The sequence below is a fragment of the Psychroflexus sp. MES1-P1E genome (assembly GCF_002836055.1).
Lineage (GTDB): Bacteria > Bacteroidota > Bacteroidia > Flavobacteriales > Flavobacteriaceae > Psychroflexus.
The window spans coordinates 1-837 of record NZ_PJBS01000011.1 but is presented as its reverse complement, the minus strand read 5'-3'; the positions used below and the strand labels follow the sequence as shown (position 1 = coordinate 837).

General features: G+C 35.7%; 1 pseudogene. It reads left to right on the top strand.

Features of this window, described 5'->3' with window-relative positions:
* Positions 1-837: pseudogene (locus tag CXF67_RS00085) on the top strand (ice-binding family protein); the annotation flags it as partial.

Below are 837 nucleotides of genomic sequence, written 5' to 3'. Positions count from 1 at the left end.
AATTAATGATTACACAGAAAATAAAAATCCAAATCCTGGTTACGGCACACACATTACAGGCAGTACAAACGGCGATAATGGATTTGACGCAACCTTCACTGGAAATCCATCTTTATTTTCTTGGGATTCACAAAATGGGAGTTGGACAACAGCTACCAACACCAATACAAACACTATAGAAGCAGGTAAAGCCTATGGGATTTTGATTAGGGGCGATAGAGGTACAAATATTTATGTAGATAATATAGCTAAAGGCGATGATACAAGGTTGAGATCTTTGGGGACTATCTTAACTGGTGATGTAAACAAAGATGACGATTTGAATCCTAATTCAGAAGGCTTTTCTTTAATCGGTAATCCATACCAAGCTGAAGTTGATATGAAAGCAACTCTAGCAACTAGTTCAACACATTTGGACAAAAGGTTTTACTATGCTTATAAACCAAATATTGGTGAAAGAGGTGGTTATGTTACAGTTGACTTAGATTCTGATCCCGTAGGATACGTTCCTGAAGCTCCTTCAAACGAAAATGCAATTGCAGCAAAATTCCGCTTTTTACAAGTCAATCAATCTATATTTATTCAGACTGAAAGTGACCTTCAACCAAATGAAGTCCCTACACTGACTTTTAAAGAAGAATTTAAAACAGACCAATCTTTAACCAATGAAGTTTTCAGAGGCGTTCCTACCTCAAAAGTAGATTTAAACATCTATAGTATCTCTAATGATAAATTGATGGATGGTGTAAGATTTAAATTTGATGCTACTTACGATGAAGAAGCGGGTCCTGATGACGCTTTAAAATTCTGGAATGATGATGAAACTATAGGAATTCT